General features: G+C 74.8%; 19 protein-coding genes and 1 pseudogene. 12 read left to right on the top strand and 8 right to left on the bottom strand.

Annotation, left to right across the window (positions count from 1 at the left end; translation table 11 throughout):
* Positions 1-79 precede the first annotated feature (79 nt).
* The 5 genes and pseudogenes from MUN78_RS10795 to MUN78_RS10775 all read left to right on the top strand — a co-directional run bounded on the left by MUN78_RS10795 (position 80) and on the right by MUN78_RS10775 (position 6556).
* Positions 80-1054 (top strand): NUDIX hydrolase, encoded by a 975-nt coding sequence (locus MUN78_RS10795; protein WP_244726384.1) that lies wholly within the window; start codon positions 80-82, stop codon positions 1052-1054.
* Positions 1051-2381: pseudogene (nadA, locus tag MUN78_RS10790) on the top strand (quinolinate synthase NadA). Before MUN78_RS10795 ends, nadA begins: the two are co-directional and overlap by 4 nt.
* Complete coding sequence (locus MUN78_RS10785) at positions 2378-4351, top strand: L-aspartate oxidase (RefSeq protein WP_244726383.1); 1974 nt, start codon at positions 2378-2380, stop codon at positions 4349-4351. The pseudogene nadA and the gene MUN78_RS10785 overlap by 4 nt, the downstream one beginning before the upstream one ends.
* Positions 4352-4486: 135 nt before the next feature.
* The gene (nadC, locus tag MUN78_RS10780; protein WP_244726381.1) at positions 4487-5335 is read left to right on the top strand and encodes a carboxylating nicotinate-nucleotide diphosphorylase; all 849 of its coding nucleotides are present in this window, start codon (positions 4487-4489) and stop codon (positions 5333-5335) included.
* An 18-nt stretch (positions 5336-5353) separates the two neighbouring features.
* Complete coding sequence (locus tag MUN78_RS10775) at positions 5354-6556, top strand: cysteine desulfurase family protein (protein ID WP_244726379.1); 1203 nt, start codon at positions 5354-5356, stop codon at positions 6554-6556.
* Here the strand turns inward: MUN78_RS10775 and MUN78_RS10770 are convergent.
* Together MUN78_RS10770 and MUN78_RS10765 are read right to left on the bottom strand one after the other, a co-directional pair.
* Positions 6517-7872 carry a DUF4192 family protein gene (locus tag MUN78_RS10770; RefSeq protein ID WP_244726377.1) on the bottom strand — a complete coding sequence of 452 codons (1356 nt, stop codon included), beginning with the start codon at positions 7870-7872 and terminating at the stop codon, positions 6517-6519. The two genes, MUN78_RS10775 and MUN78_RS10770, sit on opposite strands and share 40 nt — an antisense overlap.
* A 258-nt stretch (positions 7873-8130) precedes the next feature.
* The gene (locus MUN78_RS10765; protein WP_244726375.1) at positions 8131-9909 is read right to left on the bottom strand and encodes an FAD-binding protein; all 1779 of its coding nucleotides are present in this window, start codon (positions 9907-9909) and stop codon (positions 8131-8133) included.
* Between the two features lie 77 nt (positions 9910-9986).
* Between MUN78_RS10765 and MUN78_RS10760 the strand changes: the two genes are divergently transcribed.
* Positions 9987-10946: a LysR family transcriptional regulator gene (locus tag MUN78_RS10760; protein WP_244726373.1), complete on the top strand. Its 960-nt coding sequence runs from the start codon at positions 9987-9989 to the stop codon at positions 10944-10946.
* A gap of 53 nt (positions 10947-10999) precedes the next feature.
* Here MUN78_RS10760 and MUN78_RS10755 read toward each other — a convergent pair whose 3' ends face one another.
* From MUN78_RS10755 to MUN78_RS10735, 5 genes are all read right to left on the bottom strand, one after another.
* The gene (locus tag MUN78_RS10755; RefSeq protein WP_244726371.1) at positions 11000-11680 is read right to left on the bottom strand and encodes a DNA alkylation repair protein; all 681 of its coding nucleotides are present in this window, start codon (positions 11678-11680) and stop codon (positions 11000-11002) included.
* 24 nt (positions 11681-11704) lie between these two features.
* The gene (gene sufU / locus MUN78_RS10750) at positions 11705-12175 is read right to left on the bottom strand and encodes a Fe-S cluster assembly sulfur transfer protein SufU (RefSeq protein WP_244689771.1); all 471 of its coding nucleotides are present in this window, start codon (positions 12173-12175) and stop codon (positions 11705-11707) included.
* On the bottom strand, positions 12172-13518 hold the full coding sequence (locus MUN78_RS10745) for an aminotransferase class V-fold PLP-dependent enzyme (RefSeq protein WP_244726369.1): 1347 nt from the start codon (positions 13516-13518) through the stop codon (positions 12172-12174). Before MUN78_RS10745 ends, sufU begins: the two co-directional genes overlap by 4 nt.
* A 173-nt stretch (positions 13519-13691) precedes the next feature.
* Positions 13692-14966 carry an MFS transporter gene (locus MUN78_RS10740; RefSeq protein ID WP_244726367.1) on the bottom strand — a complete coding sequence of 425 codons (1275 nt, stop codon included), beginning with the start codon at positions 14964-14966 and terminating at the stop codon, positions 13692-13694.
* A gap of 65 nt (positions 14967-15031) precedes the next feature.
* A complete protein-coding gene (locus tag MUN78_RS10735) occupies positions 15032-16219 on the bottom strand; it encodes a DsbA family protein (protein WP_244726365.1) in 1188 nt (395 codons plus the stop codon).
* Between the two features lie 48 nt (positions 16220-16267).
* On the opposite strand from MUN78_RS10735, the gene rsmI reads away from it, so the two are divergent.
* From rsmI to MUN78_RS10705, 6 genes are all read left to right on the top strand, one after another.
* Complete coding sequence (rsmI, locus tag MUN78_RS10730; protein ID WP_244726363.1) at positions 16268-17089, top strand: 16S rRNA (cytidine(1402)-2'-O)-methyltransferase; 822 nt, start codon at positions 16268-16270, stop codon at positions 17087-17089.
* 152 nt (positions 17090-17241) lie between these two features.
* Positions 17242-18270 (top strand): FKBP-type peptidyl-prolyl cis-trans isomerase, encoded by a 1029-nt coding sequence (locus MUN78_RS10725; protein ID WP_244726361.1) that lies wholly within the window; start codon positions 17242-17244, stop codon positions 18268-18270.
* A gap of 103 nt (positions 18271-18373) precedes the next feature.
* Complete coding sequence (locus MUN78_RS10720) at positions 18374-19459, top strand: 1-deoxy-D-xylulose-5-phosphate reductoisomerase (RefSeq protein ID WP_244689759.1); 1086 nt, start codon at positions 18374-18376, stop codon at positions 19457-19459.
* Positions 19460-19510: 51 nt separating this feature from the next.
* Positions 19511-20977, top strand: a complete 1467-nt coding sequence (locus MUN78_RS10715) for a M50 family metallopeptidase (protein ID WP_244726359.1) — start codon at positions 19511-19513, stop codon at positions 20975-20977.
* A gap of 70 nt (positions 20978-21047) precedes the next feature.
* Complete coding sequence (ispG, locus tag MUN78_RS10710; RefSeq protein ID WP_244694039.1) at positions 21048-22178, top strand: flavodoxin-dependent (E)-4-hydroxy-3-methylbut-2-enyl-diphosphate synthase; 1131 nt, start codon at positions 21048-21050, stop codon at positions 22176-22178.
* Between the two features lie 92 nt (positions 22179-22270).
* Positions 22271-22732, top strand: coding sequence for an SRPBCC domain-containing protein (locus MUN78_RS10705; protein WP_244726357.1), 462 nt, complete (start codon positions 22271-22273; stop codon positions 22730-22732).
* A 21-nt stretch (positions 22733-22753) separates the two neighbouring features.
* On the opposite strand, the gene MUN78_RS10700 is transcribed toward MUN78_RS10705, so the two are convergent.
* Positions 22754-24280 carry an RNB domain-containing ribonuclease gene (locus MUN78_RS10700; protein WP_244726355.1) on the bottom strand — a complete coding sequence of 509 codons (1527 nt, stop codon included), beginning with the start codon at positions 24278-24280 and terminating at the stop codon, positions 22754-22756.
* Positions 24281-24359 lie beyond the last annotated feature (79 nt).

The raw sequence follows: 24359 nt of genomic DNA, 5'->3' as shown, positions 1-24359 counted from the left end.
CGCGCGAATCGCCCTATGCTGGGTTATGGTCAGATTGACCATAAGTCGAAGTCGGGTGAAGGCCCGGTCGGGAGGCGTCGTGGACTACGGCAGCGCGAGCGCGAGCGAGCGGCAGTATCTGCCGCCCGCCGTCGCGGTGTCCGCCGTCGCCTTCGCGCTGCGGCCCCCGGACGAGGCGAGCATCGGCGACGCCGGCACTCGCGAACCGGGAGGCGCCTCGCCGGGACGCGGCTCCACGACGCTCTGGATCCCGCTCGTGCGCCGCACCCGCGCGCCCTTCCTCGGACGCTGGGCGCTGCCCGGCGGGCCGACCCGCTGGAACGAGACCCTCACGGACACCGCGCTGCGCGCGCTCCGGGATGCCGTGCTGCGCAGCCCCGCGGCCCTCGAGCAGCTCTACTCCTTCGGCAGCGTGGAGCGTTCGGCGGAGGCGCAGCGCCTCGTCACGATCGCCTACTGGGCGCTGTACGGCGAGGAGGAGATCGCTCGCGCACCGGGGCGCCGAGCCGACGGCGCGGCGCGGCGCGATCCGGGCGCGCCCGACGGAGCCCCGGCCGCCGCCGCATCTACCGCGCCGGCCCGCTGGGACGATCCGGCGCCCGCCGGCGACCTCGGAGCGTCCGATGCGGCGCCGATCGCGGCCGGCGGCGCGGCGCCCGCGGCCGGCGGCGCGTCCGCCGGCCCCGACCCGAACGTGGCCTGGTTCTCCGCCGACGAGCTGCCTCCGCTCGCCTTCGACCACGCGGAGATCGTCGCGACGGCGCTCGCGCGGCTCCGCAGCAAGACGGCGTACACCGACGTGGCGCACCGCTTCCTCGGGGAGTGCTTCACGCTCGGACGCCTCCGATCGGTGACGGAGGCCGTACTCGGCCGGACCGTCGATCCCGCGAACTTCCGCCGGCAGGCTCTGGCGCAGGGGCGCCTGGAGGAGACGGGGGAACTCGAGACGGGCTCCCCGCACCGGCCGGCGAAGCTCTACCGCTTCCGCGACACCGCGGACGCCCCCGATCCGAACGCCACCGATATGCACGCACCGACGAGGAGCCGCTCATGACCAGCGTCCACGAACTCATCAGTCAGGCCGCCGAGCGCGAACGCGCCGCGGCAGTCCCGGCGCGGCGCCGGCCGATCGCGCTCCGCGCCACGGGGGCGTCGACCTGCGATTCGGGGCTCGCGCGCGATCCGTGGGCGATCGACCGGGATCCCGGCTACGGACCTGGCGCCTCGGTCGCGGACGACATCCCGGGGGACGCCCCCGCCAGGGGGCGCTGCCCGCCGAGTACACGGAGGCGAGCGAGGCCGAGCTGCACGCGCGCATCGTGGCCGCCAAGGCGGCGCTCGGCGAACGGGTGCGGATCCTCGGGCACTTCTACCAGCGCGACGAGATCGTGCAGCACGCCGATTTCGTCGGCGACTCCTTCATGCTCGCGCAGGCGGCGAAGGCGCACCCCGAGGCCGAGGCGTTCGTCTTCTGCGGCGTGCACTTCATGGCGGAGACCGCCGACATCCTCTCCGGCCCGGAGCAGGCGGTGCTGCTGCCGAACCTCGCCGCCGGGTGCTCGATGGCCGACATGGCCACGATCGAGCAGGTGGAGGACTGCTGGCGCGAGCTCACCGCCGCGCTCGCCGCGGAGGAGGGGCCGGAGGCCGAGCGCACCGACGGGCTGCAGCCCGTGATCCCGGTCACCTATATGAACTCCTCGGCCGCCATCAAGGCGTTCTGCGGCCGCAACGGCGGCATCGTGTGCACCTCGTCGAACGCCCGCACCGTGCTCGAATGGGCCTTCGCGCGCGGCCAGCGCGTCGTCTTCTTCCCCGACCAGCACCTCGGCCGCAACACCGCGAAGGCCATGGGGATCGCAGAGGAGCTCATGCCGCTGTGGCGCCCCCACCTCCCCCTCGGCGGCAACACCGCGCAGCAGCTGCGGGACGCCCGGGTGGTCCTCTGGAACGGCTTCTGCTCGGTGCACAAGCGGTTCACGGTCGCGCAGATCGAGCGGGCGCGCGCGGAGCACCCCGGCGTCCGGGTGATCGTCCACCCCGAATGTCCGGCCGCGGTCGTCGAAGCCGCGGACGGCGCCGGGTCGACGGAGTACATCCGCAAGCAGATCGAGGCGGCGTCGCCCGGGGACGTCATCGCGGTCGGCACCGAGATCAATCTCGTGAACCGGCTGCAGGAGCAGCACCCCGAGCTCACCGTGTTCTGCCTGGACCCCGTGGTCTGCCCCTGCTCGACGATGTACCGCATCCACCCGGCGTACCTCGCGTGGACGCTCGAGTCGCTCGTCGCGGGCGAGACGCCCAACCGCATCACGGTCGCCGACGAGGTCGCGCACGACTCGCGCGTCGCGCTCGAGCGGATGCTCGCGGCGAAGCCATGATCCTCGTCATCGGCTCCGGTGTCGCGGGGCTCTCCTGCGCGATCGCCGCGGCGCACGCCGCCGCGGGCACCGAGCTCGAGGTGCGCCTCGTCGCCCCCGGGGACCTCGCGACGGGGGATGCGGCGGTCGGAGGCAGCACGGTGCTCGCGCAGGGCGGCATCGCCGCCGCCATCGGCGCGGGGGATCGGTGGCAGGACCATCTGGCGGACACGCTCGCCGCCGGCGCGGGCATCGTCGCCGCCGACGCGGCGGAACTCCTCGTGCGGGAGGGCGCCGACGCCGTCCGCCGCCTGATCGCGGCGGGACTCGCCGTGGACCGTGCGTCGGACGGCGCCCCGGCGCTCGGCCTCGAAGCGGCGCACGGGAGGCCGCGCATCGTGCACGCCGGCGGCGATCGCACCGGGGCCGTGCTGCACGCCCAGCTGCTCGGCGAGGCGCATCGCCTCGCCGCGGCGGGGAGGCTCGTGCTCGCGTCGGGGCGGCGCGCCGTGGAGCTCGTCGTCGAGGGCGGAGCCGTCCGCGGCGCCGTGCTCGCCGCGGCGGGCGAGACGGGCCGGACGGTCGGCGCGGAGGCGACGAACGGGGGCGGCCATGGCGGCTCCGTCCTCTCTCAGGGCGCGGAGGTCGTCGAGCGCGTGCGGGCGGACGCCGTCGTGCTCGCGACGGGCGGCTACGCAGGACTGTATCCGCGCACCTCGAACCGCGCGGGTGCTCGCGGCGAGGGCGTCGTGCTCGCGGCGCGCGCCGGCGCGCTCGTCGCCGACCTGGAGTTCGTGCAGTTCCACCCCACGGTGATCGCCGGGACGGGGTCCCTCGTCTCCGAGGCCGTGCGCGGCGCCGGCGCCGTGCTCCGCGACGGGGCCGGGCGGCGGTTCATGGCGTCGCAGGATCCGCGGGCCGAGCTGGCCCCGCGCGACGTCGTGTCGCGGGCCATCCACCGCGTGCTCCGGGAGCGCGGCGAGGATCGCGTCTGGCTCGACGCCACCGTGATCGAACGGGCCGAAGGCGACGGCACGTTGGCGCGACGGTTCCCCGCCATCTCCGCCGCGATGCGCTCCCACGGTCTGGACTGGGCGCGAGAACCCGTGCCCGTGGTCCCCGCAGCGCACTACGCGATGGGCGGCGTCGCGAGCGACACGGACGGCCGCAGCACGCTTCCCGGGCTCTTCGTCGCGGGCGAGACGGCGTCGACGGGCGTGCAGGGCGCCAACCGCCTCGCCTCGAACTCGCTGCTCGAGGGCCTCGTCTTCGGCGCCCGCGCCGGCCGGGCCGCGGCGGCGTTCGCCTCGGCGGCGCCCGAGGCGCGGCGTTGGGAGACGCGCGGAGCGACGCTCCCCGTGCTCGCGGAATCCGCCGTGGAAGCCAGCCGGCTCGTGGAGGCGAGCCGGGCCAGGGGGACGGATGGCGGCGTCTTCGCGGCACGCGGGGCGACCGCGCACGGGGCGGCGGCACGCGGGGCGGCCGCGCCGGGCACCGCGTTCGCGCCGCTCACGGAGCCGGCGAACATCGCGTCGAGATACGCGCCGCTCGACATCGCGCCGATCATGGATGCTCCGATGACGGGCGCGCTCCTCCCGGGCGGACCGATCGCGGGTGCGTCGGGGGCCGCTGCGCCGACCGGTGCCGCCGAGTGCCCGGTGACCGGCACGGACGAGGCGGCGGTGGCGGCGATGCTCGGGGCGGAGCTCGGCATCGAGCGCGACGCGGCCGGACTCGAACGCGCCGCGGCGGTGTTCCGCGCCGCATCGGGTCCGGTGGCGGATCTCGCGGAGATGATCCGCATCGCGGCGCTCGCCCGCACGGAGTCCCGCGGTGCGCACGCGCGCGCCGACTTCCCCGAGCGCGATCCCGCGCAGGCGCACCGCACCGCCTTCCGCTTCGTCTTCCCGGACGCCCCGGCTCGCACCGCCGTCCCGGATACGCATGTCCCCGATGCGCGCGCGTGGAGCGAGCTCGCACGCGCCTCCTGAACGCTCCGGATCGCACCCGCCAACGACCCCGGGCCCACCACCCCACCGTACCGAGCCGAACGGCATCCCCCGACACCCGCCCCCGATGCCCGCCGGGCATCGCCCCGATCCCCACGCCACGAGGAGCCCGTCACCGTGTTGACCCGTCAGACCATCGAAACCGTCGTGCAGGCCGCGCTCGCGGAGGACGCCCCGTGGGGCGATCTCACCGTCGAGCTCGCGATCCCCGAAGCCGCACGCCTGGGCGCCCGGCTCACCGCGCGGGAGCGCGGCGTCTTCGCGGGCGGGGCGCTGCTTCTCGAGACGTTCAGGCAGGCCGACCCCCGGATCGAGGTGCGCGCGGTGCACCCCGAAGGACGGCCGTTCGCCGCCGGCGAGGTGCTCGCCCGCATCGACGGACCGGCGCGCGGCGTGCTCACCGGGGAGCGCGTGGCGCTGAACCTGCTGCAGCGGATGAGCGGGATCGCGACCCTCACCGAGCGCTTCGTCGCCGCCGTCGCGCACACCGGTGCGCGCATCGCGGACACCCGCAAGACGACGCCGGGCCTGCGCGCGCTCGAGAAGCACGCGGTGCGGGCCGGCGGCGGCGCCAACCACCGCTTCGGCCTCTCGGACGCGATCATGGTGAAGGACAATCACCTCGCCGCCCTCGGCGCCGTGGACGCCGCGAGCACGACCGAGGCGCTGCGCGGCCTGCGGGCGCGCGCCGGCCACACGACGTCGATCATCGTCGAGGTGGATCGCCTCGATCAGATCGACGCCGTGCTTGCTGCGGCGCCGACGGGGATCCTGCTCGACAACTTCTCGACCGAGGACCTCGTGCGCGCGGTCGCGATCATCGACGGCCGGGCCGTCGCCGAGGCGAGCGGAGGCGTCACCCTCGACACCGTGGCGGCGATCGCGGAGACCGGCGTCGACGTGATCTCGGTCGGCCAGCTCACCCACGGCGCCCGGGCGCTCGATCTCGGTCTCGACGCGGACTGACGGGCGGCGAAGATGCGGATGAGGGCCGGCGCTCCGGCACCCGGGGATTCCTCCGGGACGTATCTCGACGCGGCGGCGACCGCCCCGCTGCGACCCGAGGCCCGAGCCGCGATGCTCGCGGTCCTCGACGCGGGGCAGGCCAACCCGTCGAGCGTGCACGCACCGGGTCACCGGGCGCGCACCGTGCTCGCGGGCGCCCGCCTCGCGGTGGCGACGGCGTTCGGGGCACGACCGGCCGACGTCGTCTTCACCTCCGGCGGCACCGAGGCGAACAACCTGGCGATCATCGGGCTCGCGCTCGCCAACCCGCGCGGCCGGCATCTCGTCACGACCCCGATCGAGCATCCCTCGGTGCTCGAGAGCTGCCGGTACCTCGAGCGGGTGTTCGGCTTTTCGCTCGATACGCTCGCGGTCGACGGGGACGGCCGGGTCGATCCGGCGGAGCTCGCCCGCGTCGTGCGCTCGGACACGGCGCTCGTCTCGATCGGGCTCGCCAACGGCGAGGTCGGCACCGTGCAGCCGATGCCCGAGCTCGCGTCGATCGCGCGGGACCACGGCGCGCTCGTCCACACGGACGCGGTGCAGGCGGCGGCGGCGCTGCCCATCGACTTCGGCGGCGCGTGGCCGGGCGCCCATGTCGATGCGATCACCGTCGCCTCGCACAAATTCGGCGGCCCGCAGGGGGCCGGCGCGCTGCTCGTGGGGCGGGGAACGCCGCTCGAGCCGCTGCTCCACGGCGGCGGGCAGGAGCGCGGCGCCCGCTCCGGGACGGAGAACGTCGCGGCGATCGCCGGCTTCGCCGCCGCCGTGCGGGCGAGCTCCGCGAGTCACGGCACCCAGGGGCTCGCGCTCGCGCGCAGCCGGGACGACCTCGTCGCACGGGTGCGCGCCGAGATCGCGGGCGCGCGGCTCACCGGGCATCCCGATGAGCGGCTCCCCGGGCACGCCTCCTTCGTCGTGCCGGGGGTGAGCGGCGAATCCCTGCTCGTCGCGCTCGACGCGGCCGGCTTCGCGGTGTCCTCCGGCTCGGCCTGCGCGGCGGGCAAGGACGAGCCCTCGCCCGTCCTCCTCGCGATGGGCATCGCGCCGGATCTCGCGCGGACCGCACTCCGCTTCACTCTCCCCGCACCGCTCGAGCCGGGCGCGATCGATCGCATCGTCGCGGTGCTCGCGGCCGAGCATCAGGCCGCGCTCGGGATCGGGGCGACGAAACTGCCGTAGAGCGGTGCGCGCACGAGCCGGGCGACCATGCGCGCGAGGGGCTGCACCGGGTCGAGCGTCAGCGCCTCGGCGAGCTGCCGCGTCGCCACGGTCTGGTTCCCGCTCAGCCACCACACCCACCCGCTGAGCGCGAGGAGCCCGGGGCGGTGGCTCGTCGGGGTCTCGCCGAGCGCGGTGAGGAGCCGCTCGCTGAGGGCCGGCAGCCGCGCCTGCTCGGCGAAGCCGGGGCACACCGCCGTCAGGATCCCGCGGATCGACCAGCCCTCCGCGGGGATCGCGCGGTCGTCGACGGACCCGTGCGGCCCCGGACCCGCGGACCCGTCGGCGCCGGTGTCGACGGCCACGCCGAGGAAGCGCTCGGGCCCCAACCGCTCGGCGAGCTCCTCGGCGAACTCCGGTCGAGTGAGGATCGCGACGGCGAGCAGCAGCCAGCGATCCGGGTCCGCCGCGCACCGCGCGAGCGCGGCGGTCGTGGGCGGCGCGAGCGGCGGGGCCCCGTCGCGCAGCGCGCGGGCGAGCGCCGCGGTCTCCGCGATCATGGCGCGGGCGCGGCGGCGGTCCGCGGCGCGGGAAGCGCCTCCCGCAGCGGTCGACGCGTCATCCGGATTCCCGGAACCGGAGGCGCCCGGGCTCCCGGAGCCGGAGGCGCGCGGGCTCCCGGAGCCGGAGACGCCTGGGCTCCCGGAACCGGAGGCGCGCGGGGGAACGGGCTCCGGCTCCGGGAGATCGGGTGAGGGAGCGCGCAGCGCCGCACGGACCTGCGCGGCGCGCTCCGGGTCGGGCTCGGGGATCTCCCCGAGCCGCGCGAGCTCGGGCACCGTCTCGCCCGCGTCCCGGGCTTCGCGCGCGATGGGCGAGGCCGTGATCTCCGCGAGGGGTCTCCCTCGGTCGGGCGCCCGGGGGTCGAGGAAGCTGATCCAGCCGTCCGGGGCGACGCAGCAGAGCTCCCGGAGCGCGACGCGCTCGCGGCGGAGCCGGCGTTCGATGCGGCGCGCGAACCGGCGCCACGGCGGCCCCTCGGCATCCGCGAAGCTCAGCGCGCTCGAGATGACGACGCCCACCGCCGTCGGACCGGCGCCGTCATCGTAGTCGGCGATGATCCGGCAGAGGAACTCGAGCAGCTCGACCGAGTCGGGTGCGGCGTCGGTGGGCGGCAGATCGGCGCGCAGGGCATGACCGGAGCGGTCGCCCTGGAAGAACAGCACGAAGAGGCTGTCCGGCGCCGTGTAGCCGATGAGCCTCGGGAGCGCGGCGAGGAAGTCCGCGCTGCTGCGGCAGCGCAGCACGTGGGGCGGCGGAGCGGGTGACGGGTGCATGCTCCGATCCTGCGCGAGCACGGCGACGGCGTGCCCGTTGTCCACAGGATGCGCGCCGGAATCGCCGGATCCGCGCGATGCCGCTCGCTGTGAGCGGCATCGCGCGCATCCGCTCAGACCGGCATCGCGCGCGTCCGATCCGACCGGCATCGCGCGCGTCCGATCCGACCGGCATCGCGCGCATCCGCTCAGACCGGCATCGCGCGTCCGATCCGACCGGCGTCGCGCGCGTCCGATCCTGCCGGCGGCGCGTCGCGGCTACTCGACGAGCTTGCCCGCGACCGAGTCGTCGAGCTCGTCCGAGGCGAGGCCGCGGAACGACTCCGGCGCCTCGGGCAGCGGGGCGAACTCCACGCCGCCGGCGGGGCTCCACAGGAAGTTGCCGCGCAGCGCCGCGTCCTGCTCCGGGTAGTCGGAGCGGTTGTGGCAGCCGCGCGTCTCGCGGCGCTCGATGGCGCACTCGAGCGTGGCCCGTGCGGCGAGCATGGAGCCGTAGAGATCGAAGGCGTGCGCGAGGTCGTCGAAGCCCGCGATGTCGGGATGCGCGGTGACCTTTGCGACCCGCTCCTCGAGCGCGTCGAGCTTCGCGAGACCCGCCCGCAGTCCGGCGTCGCTGCGCACGACGCCGGCGTGCTCCGTCATGATGTCGCGCAGCGCGCGCTGGAGGCGGCGCGGGCTCTCCGTGCTCCTGCCGGCCGCGCCGTCCGCGGTGAGGAGGTGCTGCATCTCCGCCCGCGCCTCGGCGACCGCGGCGGGATCGCGCCGCACGCTCGTGAGGCCCGAGACATACCCGGCCGCATCGGCGCCGGTGATCCGGCCGTAGACGAGCAGCTCGATGAGGGAGTTCCCGCCCAGGCGGTTCGCGCCGTGCAGGCCGCTCGAGGCCTCGCCGATCGCGTACAGCCCGTCGACGCCCGTCCCGTGATCCTCCGGGCGCACCCACACGCCGCCCATGGAGTAGTGCGCGGTCGGGGCGATCTCGATGGGCTGCTCCGTGATGTCGAGCATCTGCAGATCGATGAGCGTGCGGTAGACACGGGGGAGCTTCGCGAGGATCTGCTCGCGAGGGAGGTGGGAGACGTCGAGGAAGACCCCGCCGTTCGTCGTGCCGCGGCCCTCGGAGATCTCCGTGTAGCTCGCGAGGGCGATGCGGTCGCGCGTGGAGAGCTCCATGCGCTCGGGGTCGTACCGCTCCATGAAGCGCTCGCCGAGCGCGTTGCGCAGGATGCCGCCCTCGCCGCGGGCCGCCTCGGAGACGAGGGTGCCCGCGGCGTCCGCGGGCTCGAGGATCCCGGAGGGGTGGAACTGCACGAGCTCGGCGTCCCGGATCCTCCCGCCCGCGAGCGCAGCGAGCCGGAAGGAGTCGCCCGTGTTCTCGTCGCGCCGCGAGGAGGTGTTGCGCCAGATGCGGGTGTGCCCGCCGGCGGCGAGGATCACGGCGTCGGCGTGGATCACGATCGGCGAGCCGTCGACGATGTCGAAGCCGTAGGCGCCGAAGATCCGCCCGTCGCTCACGAGGAGCCGGGTGATGTAGACGGTGTCGATGATCGGCACGTCGAGCTCTCGGGCGCGTCGCATGAGCGTGCGCTGGATCTCGAGCCCGGTGTAGTCGCCGGCGTAGCAGGTGCGCCGGTACTTGTGCGCGCCGAAGAATCGCTGGCTGATGCGCCCGTCGGCCTCACGGGCGAATGGCATGCCCCAGCGCTCGAGGTCCTCGATGCCGCGCGCCGCCGCCTTCGCCACCACCTCGACGATCGCGGGATCGGCGAGGAAGTAGGACTCGCGCAGCGTGTCGGCCGCGTGCTGCTGCCAGCTGTCCTCGGGGTCCATCGTGCCGAGGGCCGCGTTGATGCCGCCGGCGGCGAGGGTCGTGTGGGCGTCGTGCGCGCGCCGCTTGCCGACGGCGAGCACCTGCACGCCGCGCTCGGCGAGCTCGATGGACGCGCGGAGCCCGGCGCCGCCGGTGCCGATCACGAGGACGGAGGTGGACATGAGCCGCTCTGCGGGACGGTCGGAAGATGCTGCGAAGGTCGTCATGCCGTCCACGCTAGATTCGGTACGATGATTACTCCAATGAATAGTGTCGATGATCACGATGCGATTAAGCTATGGATATGAACCTCGAGCAGTTGCGCGGCTTCGCGGAGATCGCCCAGACCGGTCACTTCACCCGCGCCGCCGAACGGCTGCATCTCGCGCAGCCCTCGCTCAGCAGGCAGCTGCAGACCCTCGAGGCGGAGCTCGGCGTCGAACTGGTCACCCGCGCGCGCGGGAACGTCTCCCTCACCGCGGCGGGGGAGCGGCTGCTGCCGATCGCGCGCCGGATGCTGGCGGACGCCCAGGCGGCGCGCGACGAGATGGCCGATCTCGCCGGGCTCCGCCGCGGCCGCATCCGGCTCGGCGCCACGCCGACGCTGTGCACGAGCCTCGTCGCCGACGTGCTCGCGGAGTACCGCGCCCGCTATCCGGGGATCGATGTCGAGATCCTGGAGCGCGGTTCGCGCAGCCTCATCACCGCGCTCATGGAGGGGGCGATCGACGTCGCCCTCATCGTCACGAGCGTGTCCTCCGGGGCGGCGCGCGCCGTGCTCGAACGCGAGCCGATCCTCGGGGAGCGGCTCGTGGTCGTCTCCGACCCGGGGCGTCCCGACCCCTTCGCGCGAGCTGAGGGCGGCGATGCGCGGGCGGTCGAACTGCACGAGCTCGCGCGGGTGCCGCAGATCCTCTTCCCCGAGAACTACGAACTGCGCGTCACCCTCGATGCGGCGTTCCGGGCGAGCGGGCACGCCCCGCTCGTCGCGGTCGAGGGCGCAGAGATGGACGCGGCGCTGAGCTTCGCGGGGCGCGGCATCGGCGTCGCCGTGGTGCCCGCCATGGTCGCCGCCGGCCACCCCGGGCTGCGCGCCGCACCGCTCGCCGACTCCGCCCTCGCCCGGACGGTCAGCATCGCGCGCCGCTCCGACACGGCGCCGACCCACGCGGGCGCCGCGCTGCAGGGCGTCATCCGCGACGTCGCCGACCGGGTCACGGCCCCCGGATCCGCGCTCGCCCGCACCGTGACCCGGGTGCGCTGAGCACGAGCTCCGCCGCGCGAGGGTCGCGTCAGGCCTGCCGCGCGAGGGTCGCGTCAGGCCTGCCGCGCGACGAGCTCGGCGATCGCGACGGGGGCGTAGGGCGAGGTGCAGCCCGCGGAGGTCGGGTAGTCCTCGAGCACGCCGAGCCGCCCGCCGATCGCGACCGCGCGTTCGCGCTCCTCGGGGAGGTGCACCCCGATCATCGTGAGGCACCAGTTCATGGCCCACTGGAGCCGCTCGGGCGCCTCCCGCATCTCGGCCTCGATCGCGTCGAGCAGCACGGGGACGTCGAGCCCGTCCGGCCGCTTCGCCACGCGCTCGCTCGTCAGCGCCCAGCCGGCGCTCGCGACGACGGGGTCCGGGTCGTCGATCCAGCGCAGCCGCAGCTCCTCCGCGTGCGGGCTCTTCTTCACCACGTACCCGACGAGCCAGTCCTGCACCTTGGGGACGCGGGCCGCGCGGAGCATCGCATCGAGCTCGGACTCCGAGAAGGCGCGCGGTCTCGCGATCAGGATCGCGACGAGCCGCTCCGGGGTCCCACCCTCGGCCCAGAGCTCGAGGGCGAGATCCTGGTTCGACCTCAACGCCTTCGCGACGGCGCGCAGCTTCGTGAGATTCACGCCGTGATCGTCGCCGTGCCGCTCGTTCACGGCCCGTGCCCTCGGGTCCTCGAGCGCGGCGAGGGCGGCGGAGACCTCGGCCGCCGTGCTGCCCGGATGGATCGGCTCCGACATCGCTGCTCCTGTCCTCCCGGGGCGCTACGCCCGCGCGACCTCGACCTGGGCGAGGTCCGCCTCGAGGGCCACCCAGCCGAGCATGGCGCACTTCACGCGCATCACGAACTTCGAGACGCCCTGCAGGGCGATCGCGTCGCCCAGGAGCTCCTCGTCCGGCTCGCCGTCGCCGCGGGACTGGATCATCTCGCGGAACGCCCCGATGCGCGCACGGGCGTCGTCGACGGTGAGGCGCTCGTCCCGCACGAGCTGGGACAGGATCGACGCCGAGGCCATGGAGATGGAGCAGCCCTGCCCCTCCCAGGCGAGCGCGTCGATCGCGCCCGTCGCGGGATCCACCGCGATGGAGAGGTCGATCTCATCGCCGCAGCTCGGGTTGAACTCGTGGTGCGAGGCCGTGACGTCCCCCGCGGGGGCGTCGAGCGGGCCCTTGCCCACCGGCCGCTTCGAGTGGTCGAGGATGAGTTCCTGGTACAGCCCGTCGAGCGCGCTCATGCGGCCTCCACTCCGAAGTACCGCTGAGCGCCGCGGAGCGCGTCGAGGAAGCGATCGACCTCGTCCTCGGTGGTGGTCAGATGGACGCTGGCGCGCGTCGAGGAGGCCATGCCGAGCGCTCGGTGGAGCGGCTGCGCGCAGTGGTGGCCGACGCGCACGAGCACGCCCTGCTCGTCGAGGAACTGCCCGACGTCGTGGGCGTGCAGTCCCTCGACCGCGACGGCGGCGAGCGCGACGCGCCGTGCGGGATCCGCCGGTCCCAGCAGGCGCACGCCCGGCATGGCGGCGATCCCCTCGACGAGCCGCTCGATGAGCGCGTGCTCGTGCGCGGCGGCGCGCGACATCCCCACCTCCTCGAGGAACGCGATCGCGGCGCCGAGCCCCACGGCCTGCGACACCGGCTGCGTGCCCGGCTCGAAGCGCAGCGGGGGCGGCATGAACTCGGCGCGCTCCATCGTCACCCGCGTGATCGCGGAGCCGCCCGTGCGCGCCGGGGGGAGGGCCGCGAGTATCTCGGACCGCCCGTAGAGCACGCCGAGCCCGTTCGGGCCGAGCGCCTTGTGCGCCGAGAACGCGGCGAAGTCGACGCCGAGCGCGCCGAGATCGACCGGGATGTGCGGCACGGACTGGCAGGCGTCGAGCACGGTGACGGCTCCCACGGAGCGCGCGAGCTCCGCGAGCTCCGCGACGGGCGACACGGCTCCGGTGACGTTCGAGACGTGCGCGAACGCGAAGACACGGGTGCGCCCGGAGAGGGCCTCGCGCGCGTCGTCGAGCGTCCAGGTGCCGTCCTCGCGCACGGGAACGTACCTGAACTCGGCGCCGGTCCTCGCGGCGAGCCGCTGCCAGGGGATGAGGTTCGCGTGATGCTCCGCCTCGGTCACGAGGATCTCATCGCCCGGCCCCAGGGCGAAGCGCTCGCTGCCGGGGACGCCGAGCTGCGCGGCGCGCGCGCCGTCCCCGAGCGCGGCGTTCGCCTCGGCCATGCCGAGCGCCACGAGGTTCAGCGCATCCGTCGCGTTCTCCGCCCAGACGATCTGCTCGGGCGCCCCGGCGCCGACGAAGCGCGCGACCGCGGCGCGGGCGCCCTCGAAGGCCTCCGTCGCCGCCCCGACGGCTCCGCTCGTGCCCCGATGCACGGCGGCGTTCGCGGTCTCGAGGAACGACCGCTCGGCGTCGAGCACGCGGGCGGGGCGCTGGGAGGTCGCGGCGGCGTCGAGGTAGGCGGACTGCGCCGCGCCGGTGTCGCGCGCGGCGGCGTCGTGCGCGGCGAAATAGGGGAACTCGCGGCGGAGCGCGGCGAGCTCGGCCGGGGTGAACGCGTCAGCAGGCATGATCTCCATTCTTCCACCTCCGGCTCGTGAGCGGCACCGGATCGGCGGGACGCGGCGCTCGCCGCGTCGCGGCGGCGGGACGTCCCGTGCAACGCCCGGGTCCGCATCGGTATTCCGGGGACGCGCGGCCGCAGCACGGCACCGGGCGGCCGCAGCACCGCGCCGGTCGCGCGGGATGGATCTCAATCGAGCGGGATCGGCCCCGTCCGGAGGGCGAGTCGCTCGGCGGCGGGGGTGAGCGCGACGTTCGCGATGCCCGAGAGCAGGGCGAGCAGCGCGGCGCCGAGCGGCAGCAGGAGGGCGGCCCGGGTGCCCGCCTGTTCGGCGACGGCCCCCGTGATCGCGGCCGCGGCGGACTGGCCGACCATGAGCGCCGAACCGAGCATGGACATCACGGTCGCCGAGCGGCCCTCCGGGCTGCGATGGGCGCCGAAACTGTACAGGGTGACGAGCAGCGGGCCGATCCCGATCCCCATGAGCGCGAGGCTCAGGAGCATGCGCGGCAGATCATCCGCCGTCTGGAGCAGGACCGCGCCCGAGACGATGAGGAGCGCGAACACCGGCCAGCGGGCGCGGAGGGTGAAGCGCGGCGGCAGGATCGCGACACCGATGGCGAAGATCGCGGAACCGACGCCCATGACGCCGTAGACGATGCCCGCCTGCTCCGCGGCTCCGCGATCCTGCATGAACGCCGTCAGCGCCGTGAGCATCGAGCCGAAGAACAGGCCGACGGAGAGGATGCCGAGCACGGTCACGAGCAGCGCCGGGCGTCCGAGCTCGGCGGCCGGGGCGAGCGTGGCCGCGCGCTCCTCGCTCGATTTCGCCGGCGCGCTCGTGCGGTGCAGTGCGAACGCCGTGACGAACAGCACGGTGAGCACGGCCGCGCCCGCCACCGGCGCCCAGGCCCCCCAGGCGGTGGCGAGGACGCCGACGATGACGGGACCGAAGACGAAGATGACCTCGTCGGCCGCCGACTCGTAGGCGAGGGCGGTCGACATCGTCCGCGAGCGGCGGGCGAGGGGCAGCTCGCCCTGGATGATGGTGACCAGGCGCGAGCGCGACATGGGCGAGATCTGCGGCACTGTGGCTCCGGAGAGGAACGCAGCGGCGAAGACGAGCCAGATCGGCGCGTCGCCGAATGCGAGCCAGGCGAGAAGACCCAGGAGCACGCTGTTGGCGGCTCCCGCGATGAGGAGCGTCGGGCGCTGGCCGAAGCGGTCGGCGGCGGCGCCGATGAGCGGCCCGACGCAGGCGACGCCGAGCCCGACCATCGCGGAGGTGAGCCCGCCCAGTTCGACCGACTCGCGGGCGGTGACGACGAGGGTGAGCACGCCGATCACCATCATCGCGAACGGCAGCCGCGCCACGAGGGCGACGGGGTAGTAGGCGAGGCCGGTGCGGGAGATCAGCCCGCCCGCGCGGGCGGCCGGAGCGGGGGATGCAGGCGTCGAGGGCATAGCCGACCGAGTCTAGCACGCGGCCCGGCTGCCGGATCGGATCCGGCCGTCCGCGCGGCGACCGCTCAGGAGGCTGAGGCGCCGGATCCCGACGCGGCGCGCCCGACGCCCTGCTCCGCGAGGAACGCGTCGAACTCGGCCGCGCTGTCGGGCGCTCCCGCGTATGCGACGCCGTTCACGAGCACGAACGGCGTCCCCGTGACCGCGGTCGCCGGATCCGCGGCGCCGGGGACCGCGTTCGCGAACACCCAGTCGCTCAGCTCCTGGGCGCGGTCGACGAGCGCGCCGTCCGCGATGCAGGCACGGGTCTCGTCGGCGAGGCCGTCGGCCTCGTCCGCGAGCTCCGCGACGATCGCGCCGTCGTCGTGGCCGGTCGTGCCCTCCGGGGGCTGGAAGTCGGTGTCGATGAGCGCCTGGTGGGCGTCCCAGGCGGCGTCGGGCTGGTGCGCGGCCACGCAGGTCATCGCGGCCGCCGCGCGCGAGGAGTAGCGGCTGCCGGCCGAGACCCGGTCGAGGAAGGTGAGGGGCACCAGCTCGACGACGGCGTCGCCGGACTCGACGAGCGACTCGAGACGATCCTCGTTCGCCTCCTCGAACATCGCGCAGTAGGGGCAGCGGTAGTCGAGATACAGCCGGATCGCCGCCGGGGGCGTGCCGTCCGCCCGCGCGGGCGGGGCGATCTCCTGGGGCGATACCCCCGACGCGGCGCGCTCCGTCGGGAGCACCGTGATCCCCTCGCGGCCGCCCGCGGCGAAGACGACGCCGCCCGTGGTCAGCACGGTCTCGGATGCGCCGGGGGCGGCCTCGGCGCCCGGCTCGGGGGACGAGGGAGCGGAGGGCGTCGGCGCCGACGGTGCGGCGGCCTCGCCCTCGCGCGCGAGCGCACCGGTGGCGAGCGAGCCGAGCACGAAGGCGCCGGCGACGAGGGCCGCGATGAGGGAGACGGCGCCGCCCGCGACGCCGACGATGCCCGGCCCCTTCGGCTGGCGCTTCACGAGGGCGACGATGCCGAGCACGAGGGCCGCCAGGCCGAGCAGCACGCCGAGGGGCAGGGTCACGGCGAAGCCGTAGAACGCGCTCACGAGCACCGTGAGCACCGCGAGCAGCCCGAGCGCCATCGCGGCGATGGCGAGCCCCCGCCCTGCGCGTCGCGTCGCGCCCGCGGCATAGGGATGGGGCGGCGGGCCGGGCTGCGGCGGGCTCGGCTGCGCGGGTCCGGGCTGCGGGGCGTCTGGCGTCTGCGGATCGCTCATGCCCTCATTCTGACATCTCCGCGCGGGGCGCGCCCCTACGATGGGAGCATGATCCTGCTCGCGGCGACGCCCATCGGCAACCTCGGCGACGCCTCCGCCCGACTCCGCGAGACGCTCGCCTCGGCCGCGGTCGTGGCGGCCGAGGACACCAGGCACACGGCGCAGCTGCTGCGCCTGCTCGGGATCGAGCACCGGCCGGAACTCGTCGCCCTGCACGATCACAACGAGCACGAGCGGGCGGAGGCCCTCGTCGAGCGCGCGCGCGAGCAGGACATCGTGCTCGTGAGCGACGCGGGCATGCCGACCGTCTCCGATCCGGGATTCCGCGTCGTGCAGCTCGCCGCCGAGCGCGGCGTCGCGGTGAGCGCGATCCCCGGCCCGAGCGCGGTCATCACCGCGCTCGCGGTCGCCGGGCTCCCCACCGACCGCTTCGCCTTCGAGGGATTCCTGCCGCGCAAGGCGGGGGAGCGGGGGCGGGCTCTCGCCGCCCTCGCCGCCGAACGCCGCACCCTCGTGTTCTTCGAGGCGCCGACCCGCCTCGCCGACAGCCTCGACGACCTCGCCTCCGCCTTCGGGGAGGAGCGCCCCGCCGCCGTCTGCCGGGAGCTCACGAAGCTCCACGAGGAGGTGCGTCGCGGCGCCCTCGCGGAGCTCGCGGCGTGGGCGCGCGCGGGCGTGCGCGGGGAGATCGTCGTGGTCGTCGGCGGGGCCCCGGAGCGCATCGTCTCCCCGGCGGCCGCGCTCGCCGAGGTGCAGCAGCGCGTCGCCGCGGGCGAGCGGCTGAAGGACGCGAGCCGTGCGGTCGCCGCGGCGACGGGCATCGCCGCGCGCGAGCTGTACGCCGCTGCACTCGCGGACCGCGCGCGCTGAGCGGACCGCGCGCCGAGCGGCGCGTGCGCGCGTTCGACGCGTGCGGCACCGCGCGGCCCCGCCGCTCCCAGGAGACGGGCAGCCGGATGCGAAATACTCGGACGCAGTACATGCCTGCGCGGCCCATTCCGAGCTGAAGGATCCTGACCCCCGTGAAACTCACCCGTGCCCTCATCCCCACCGTCGCCGTGGGCGCTCTGCTCCTCACCGGCTGCTCGACGGGGGGCGCGCCCACGAAGGACGCCGCAGGGGCCGAATGCCTCACGGGAGGCGCCGCGAGCGACGCCGTGGCCGTCTCCGGCGAGGTGGGCACGGACCTCGAGCTCACCTCCGAGGCCCCGTACGCGGCGGACGAGATCCAGCGCACCGTCCTGCAGGCGGGCGAGGGAGCGGTCCCCGAGGACGGCCAGAACGTCATGGTCGCGATGACCATGTTCAACGGCGCCGACGGCTCCGAGATCCAGCAGGTGCCCGCGAGCTCCGTGCCCTTCACCGAGTCCTCCCTCAACGCCTGGGCCTACGAGGGACTCCGCTGCGCCGTCGCCGGCGAGCAGATCGCGATCGTGGCGCCGTACGCCGACGTGTTCGGCGAGGCGACGCCCGAGGAGACCGGCGTCGAGGGCATCACGGAGGACGACTCCGTCGTCGTCGTCATGGAGACCACCGAGATCTCGGACGAGGCGCCCACGAGCGGGGAGCCCGGCACGCTGCAGGGCGACGAGCTGCTCTCGAAGGCCGAGGGCACGGCGCAGGACGCCCCCGAGGGCCTCCCGAGCGTGAAGCTCGCCGAGAACGGCGAGCCCACCATCACGATCCCCGAGGGCGTCGAGGCGCCCGGCGAACTGCAGGTCGCCACGCTCATCGCGGGCGACGGCGAGACCGTCGCGGAGGGCGACCGCGTCTACGTGAACTACCGCGGCGTCATCTGGCGCACCGGGGAGGAGTTCGACTCGAGCTGGAGCCGCGGCGAGCCCACCGACTTCCTCACGACCCAGGTGATCGGCGGCTTCTCCGAGGCACTCGTCGGCCAGAAGGTCGGCTCGCAGGTGATCTCGGTCGTCCCGGCGGAGGACGGCGGCTACGGCGCCGATCAGCTCCAGTCCATGGGGTACGAGGCCGACGACGTCATGGTCTTCGTCCTCGACATCCTCGGCACGGTCCACGCCGACGCCGCCGAGTAACGCCGCCGAGGAGTCCGTCGGACGCGCCGCGGCCCCGCCGCCCGGGAGGGACGGCGGGGCCGCGGCGCGTCCTCGGCTTCGCGACCCGAAGTAGGCTGGGGGCATGAAGCGCGTCGTCATCCTCGGCTCCACCGGTTCGATCGGCGAGCAGGCGCTCGACGTCATCCGGAAGCACCCGTCGCAGTTCCAGGTGGTCGGCCTCGTCGCCGGCGCGCAGGCCGAGCGCGTGCGGGCGCAGGCGGAGGAGTTCTCCGTCGAGCACACCGCGCTCGGCATCGACGACGCGGTGCGGCTCATCCGCGAGGTGCCGGCGGACGTGGTGCTCAACGGCATCACGGGATCGATCGGGCTCGGGGCGACGATCGCGGCGCTCGAGGCTGGGCGCACGCTCGCGCTCGCCAACAAGGAGTCGCTCATCGTCGGCGGCGACCTCGTCACCGGGCTCGCCGCCCCCGGCCAGATCGTTCCGGTCGACTCGGAGCACTCGGCCATCGCGCAGGCGCTGCGCGCCGGACGGGGAGACGAGGTCCGCCGCCTCGTGCTCACCGCCTCCGGGGGGCCCTTCCGCGGGCGCTCCCGCGCGCAGATGCGCGACGTCACGCCGGCCGAGACGCTCGCCCACCCCACGTGGGACATGGGCCGCATGGTGACCACGAACTCCGCCACCCTCGTCAACAAGGGGCTCGAGGTGATCGAGGCGCACCTCCTCTTCGGCGTCTCCTACGGCGACATCGAGGTGGTGGTGCACCCGCAGTCGATCGTGCACTCGATGGTGGAGTTCGTCGACGGCTCCACGATCGCCCAGGCCTCGCCGCCCGACATGCGCCTGCCGATCGCCCTCGGCCTGCACTGGCCGGCGCGGCTCGCGGGCGTCGGCGCCCCCCTCGACTGGCGGCGGGCCTCCTCCTGGGAGTTCGCGCCGCTCGACGCCGAGGCCTTCCCCGCGGTGGAGCTCGCCAAGGAGGTCGGCCGAGCGCGCCGCAGCTACCCGGCGGTCTACAACGCCGCGAACGAGGAGGCCGTCACGGCCTTCCACGACGGGCGCATCGGATTCCTCGACATCGTCGACACGATCCGCGAGGTGCTCGAGGCGCACAGCGCACCCGAGCAGCTGGACCTCCCCGCCCTCGCCGAGGCCGAGCGCTGGGCCAGGGAGCGGGCGCAGCGGAGCATCGCGGCGCGCGGCTGATGCCGAGACGCCTCCCCGAAACCCCACAGCGGGGGCGGATACGCTGACCGGGTGACTGAGGTGCTGCTCTACATCCTGGGGATCCTGATCGTCGTGGTCGGGCTCGCCGTCTCCATCGGGCTGCACGAGATCGGGCACCTCGTGCCCGCGAAGCTCTTCGGGGTGAAGGTCACGCAGTACATGGTCGGTTTCGGCAAGACGATCTGGTCGCGCAGGACGGGCGAGACCGAGTACGGCGTCAAGCTCATCCCGCTCGGCGGCTACGTCGCCATGATCGGCATGTACCCGCCGCAGAAGCCCGGCGAGGCCGCCAGGGCGTCGACGACGGGCTTCTTCAACTCGGTGCTCGACGAGGGCACGACGGCCGTGAAGTCGGCGGCGCGCGGCGCCGCGGGCGGACGGCTCGACGAGGAGATCGAGCGGATCGGCGACGGGCCCGCGCCCCGTCCCGCCGACGGCGAGGCGCCCCGCGGCCTCGCCGGCATCGTGGACGATGCGCGGCTCGCGAGCGCCGAGACCATCGGAGACGACGACGCCCGCACCTTCTACCGGCTGCCGGTGTGGAAGAAGATCGTCGTCATGCTCGGCGGTCCGTTCATGAACCTGCTGCTCGCCGGCGTGTTCTTCACGATCGTGCTCGTCGGCTTCGGCCTGCCCCAGAACAGCACGACGCTCGGGCAGCTCAGCGAGTGCCTGCGGCCGGCCTCCAGCAGTGCGACGGACTGCGGAGCCGACGCGCCGGCGGCACCCGCGGCGGCGGCGGGACTCCTGCCCGGGGACCGCATCGTCGCCGTCGACGGCGACGCGATCGCCGACTGGGACGCCTTCCGCGCCGCGGTGGCGCAGTCGCCCGGCCGGGCGCTCGACGTCGTGATCGAGCGCGACGGCGCCGAGCGCAGCGTCGAGCTCACCCCGGTGGCCAACGAGCGCCTGGTGACGGACGCCGACGGCGAGATCGTGACCGGCGCCGACGGCGAGCCCCTCACCGAGACCGTCGGCATGGTGGGGGCCACCCCGGCGACCGAGACGGTGCCGCAGCCGATCTCTGCCGTCCCCGCGTACGTCGGCGAGAACATCTCGAACGTCGCCGGCGTCATCGTGGGGCTGCCGCAGCGCATGGTGGACATCTGGAACGCCGCCTTCGGCGCCGAGGAGCGCGATCCGAACGGCCCGATCAGCGTCGTCGGCGTCGGCAGGCTCGCCGGCGAGGTCGCGAGCCTCGACGCTCCCGTCGCCGCGAAGGCGCAGACCATGTTCGGCCTGCTCGGCTCGCTCAACGTCGCGCTGTTCGTCTTCAACCTGGTCCCGCTCATGCCGCTCGACGGCGGCCACGTCGTCGGCGCGCTCTACGAGGGGCTCAAGCGCGGCATCGCCCGGTTGCGCGGCAAGCGGGATCCCGGTCCCGTCGACACCGCCAAGATGGTGCCGGTCACGCTCGCGGTCTCCCTCGTGCTCGGGGCGATGACGGTGCTGCTCGTCTACGCCGACATCGTGAAGCCGGTCTCGCTCTTCGGATAGCGCGACGGCCCGGGCGGGTATCCCCAGCCCCGGCGAGTACACTCGAGGGGTGGCAGCAGTCAATCTGGGTATGCCGAGCGCCCGCGCCGTGCTCGCACCGCGGCGCCGTGCGCGCGAGATCTCCGTCGGCTCCGTGCGGGTCGGCGGCGACGCGCCGGTGTCCGTGCAGTCAATGACGACGACGCCGACGACGGACATCAACGCGACGCTGCAGCAGATCGCGGAGCTCACGGCCGCCGGCTGCGACATCGTGCGCGTCGCCTGCCCGTCGCGCGACGACGCCGAGGCGCTGCCGATCATCGCGAAGAAGAGCCAGATCCCCGTGATCGCCGACATCCACTTCCAGCCGGCCTACGTCTACGCCGCGATCGACGCGGGCTGCGCGGCCGTGCGGGTGAACCCGGGCAACATCCGCAAGTTCGACGACCAGGTCGGCGAGATCGCCCGGCGGGCGAAGGCCGCGGGCGTCTCGCTCCGGATCGGGGTCAACGCCGGATCGCTCGATCGCCGCCTCCTCGAGAAGTACGGCAAGGCGACGCCGGAGGCGCTCGTCGAGAGCGCGGTCTGGGAGGCCTCGCTCTTCGAGGAGCACGACTTCCACGACTTCAAGATCTCCGTGAAGCACAACGACCCGATCGTGATGGTCCAGGCCTACCGGCAGCTCGCCGCCCGCGGCGACTGGCCGCTGCACCTCGGCGTCACCGAGGCGGGACCGGCGTTCCAGGGCACCATCAAGAGCGCGACCGCGTTCGGGATCCTGCTGTCCGAGGGCATCGGCGACACGATCCGCGTCTCCCTCTCCGCCCCGCCCGTGGAGGAGGTGAAGGTGGGACTGCAGATCCTGCAGTCCCTGAACCTCCGCGAGCGCAAGCTCGAGATCGTCTCCTGCCCCTCATGCGGGCGGGCCCAGGTCGACGTCTACACCCTCGCCGACGAGGTGACGAAGGGGCTCGAGGGCATGAGCGTGCCGCTGCGCGTGGCCGTGATGGGGTGCGTCGTGAACGGTCCGGGCGAGGCCCGCGAGGCCGACCTCGGTGTCGCCTCGGGCAATGGCAAGGGGCAGATCTTCGTGAAGGGCGAGGTCATCAAGACGGTGCCGGAGTCGGAGATCGTCGCCACGCTCATCGCCGAGGCCAATCGCCTCGCCGCCGAGATGCCCGCCGCCGCGGGCACCGGAGCGCCTGAGATCGTCACGGCCTAGCCGGATCGCGCCGAATGGGTCCGGCCGGTGCGGCCGGCCCCGGGGCCGCGGGTGCGCCGGGGCCGTGGATCGCGCCGTGCTAGGGTGCCGGCATGCCGCGCATCGACACCGCCGTCCGAGAGATCCCCGCGTCGCCCGAACGGGTCTACGATGCCTTCATCGCCCCCGAGGCCCTGCGCGCGTGGCTGCCGCCCGAGGGCATGCGCGGCGAGTTCAGCCGATTCGATGCGAGGCCGGGCGGCTCCTATCGGATGGTGCTGCACTACGCCGACCCCGCAGCATCCCCGGGCAAGCACGGCGACGGCAGCGACGTGATGGAGGCGAGGTTCGCCGAGCTCGTGCCGGGGGAGCGGGTCGTGCTCAAGGTCGACTTCGACTCCGATGACCCGGCATTCCAGGGGACGATGCGGATGACGTGGAGCGTCGTCCCGACCGCGGCGGGCAGCCGGGTCGAGATCCGGGCCGAGGACGTGCCGCCGGGGGTGACGGCCGCGGAGCACGCCGTCGGGCTCGCCTCTTCGCTCGCGCAGCTCGCCGCGTGGCTCGAGCGCTGAGGAGCCCGCATGACCGCTCGCTCACCGCGACGACGTCTCGCCCTCGGGCGCGGCGGCCCTCCCGGCGGCGCTCCTCCCGGCGGCGCTTCCCCCCGCGGGAGACCGCCCGAGGAGCGCGAGCCCGATCGCGCCGCTCGGCACGTCCGCCGAGGTGACGCGCACCCGTGCGGGCGTGCCCGCGGCGAGACCGTCCGCCGGGCAGAACGCCGTGACGGCGGGCTCCGCGAGCTGCACGCGGGCGCGGTCGCCGCGCACCTCGATCACGACGGCGTCGAAGGCCTCGCCCACGCGATCCCGCACGAGCGCCGCCTCCACGCGGTCGAGCGCGGCCGAGGAGATCCGCCCCGCCCGCTGATTCGAGGCGCGCATGAGCCCGGGCACCTCGGGCAGGCTCTCCCGAGCCCACTCGGGCACCTCGCGACCGGCGCAGAGCGCCGCGCAGACGACGAGGCCCCAGCGGTCCACGAGGCGGCGCAGCGGCGCGGTGACGTGCGCGTAGGGAGCGGCGATGGCCGCCTGGCGCGGATCTGCGGGCCGGGCGAGCCGGGGCTCGCCGCCGGTCTCGTCGAAGGCCGCGTAGTCGGCGCCGCGGAAGAGGGCCGCGGCGGCCTGCAGCACCGCGGCCGTGGCGGGCGTCCCCGGTGCGAGCCCGCGCAGGTAGTCGCCGTAGCCGAGCCCCGCCGGCCAGGGACGGCCGAGCGCGGAGACCCGCGCGCGGAACTCCGCGAGCGCCGCGGCGTCCGGCTCGGGCATGGTGCGCAGGATCCCGATCCCGCCCGCGAGCATGATCCCGCCCGCGGCCATCCCCGCCAGCAGCGACAACTGCGCGTTCCACTCCTCGACGGGCAGGGGGAAGCGGCGCTCGATGCGATACCCCGAGCCGTCCCTGACGATCTCCTCCTCGGGAAGGTTCAGGCTGGCGCCGCCGCGCGAGCGCTCCTGCGCGATCCGGAGCGCGCCGAGCTCCGGGAGCAGCGCGAGCGGCCCCGCCGCGGCGCCGGCGTCGATCGCGCGCTGCGCTGCGGCGTAGTCGAGCCGCGCCCGCGAGCGCACCCGGGCGCGCTCGACGCGGGCCGCGACCTCGGCCCCCGCCGCGTCGAGGTCGATCGTCCAGACGAAGGCCGGGCGCTCCTCTCCGGGCAGGAGGGACGCGCGTCCCTCGCTGAGCTCGCGCGGGTGGAGCGGCACCGAGCCGTCGGGCAGGTACAGCGTCTGGCCGCGGCGCCGCGCCTCCGCGTCGAGGGCCGCGCCGGGTCGCACGAAAGCGGGCAGATCCGCGATGGCGTAGCGCACCCGCCAGCCCGAGCCGCGCGCCTCGAGATGGAACGCCTGGTCGAGGTCCTTCGCGCCGAGCGGGTCGAGCGTCGCGAAGGGGATCTCCCGCAGGTCCGCGAGCGGCGCGGGCTCCGGCGCCGACGCGGCGGCCTCGGCCCGGGCCGCCGCCGGGAACTCCGCGGGGACCTCGAACTCCTCGCGGAGCGCGGCGAGCGCCGCCGCGAGCTCTCCGTGGGTCGAGCGCGGCGCGAGCCGGGTGTGCCGAGCGGGCATGCGGCCAGCATAGCGGGGACGGTCGGGCGGTCCGTCGCCGCGCGCCGCCCGGCAGCGGCGGGCCCGGCGCCTCGTAGAC

The sequence above is a fragment of the Leucobacter allii genome, assembly GCF_022919155.1.
Lineage (GTDB): Bacteria > Actinomycetota > Actinomycetes > Actinomycetales > Microbacteriaceae > Leucobacter > Leucobacter allii.
Note: the sequence above shows the minus strand (reverse complement) of the source record. Positions and strands in the feature narration are given on the sequence as shown.